Source organism: Polaromonas sp. P1_G2, from assembly GCF_056405515.1.
In genome coordinates this window covers 1-578 of sequence record NZ_JBFUBY010000741.1, presented here as the reverse complement: position 1 = coordinate 578, position 578 = coordinate 1, and the positions used below count along the sequence as shown (strand labels likewise).

General features: G+C 61.1%; 1 protein-coding gene. It reads right to left on the bottom strand.

Annotated features, from left to right (window positions below; all coding sequences use genetic code 11):
• On the bottom strand, positions 1 to 539 hold a 539-nt coding region (locus AC1D0P_RS27320; protein ID WP_477679597.1), incomplete at its 3' end, for a CHASE4 domain-containing protein.
• Positions 540 to 578: the final 39 nt, after the last annotated feature.

Genomic DNA, 578 nt, shown 5'->3' with positions numbered 1-578 from the left:
GGACGAGCACTGACAATAGCGGGCCTGCCCTCGATCGGCGCGACTTTCGTCACGGAAATTTCGCGCAGCGATGCGGATTGCCCGGTTGTTCCGTCGGTCTCCACGAGGTGACGGCGAACCTCAGCGGCGATCGCATCAATCCTCGACCGGTCGGCCGCAAGAATGGGGGGAGGGGCGGGCCTGCCTTCGCGCGCCGAAAAGATGATTTCGTTCTGATCGTTCAGGACAAGGCCAAGGTCGTGGCCGAAATAGGAGTGCAGCCATGCCCCGATCGCGGTAGCCATCCACTGCTGATTGCCCGCTCTGGTATAGGCGACCGTATCGTCTCCTATGGCGATGCTCTCCTGCTCCTTCGCCACTGCGACGATCCGCTCCTTGATCGCATGCGAGACGATGTCGCTTTGCCTGCCCAGGGCCAGCCGATCGATCTGCGTGGAGGCCAGCCAGGAAAAGCCGGCGATCAGTGCTGCAGCGATACCCGACATCACCATCAGTGTGATCGTGATTTGCGATGTCAGGCGCGCGTCTCGGTTCAACATCGGCAATCCTTCCGGTTGCCGCAAAGGTAAGGCAGAAAC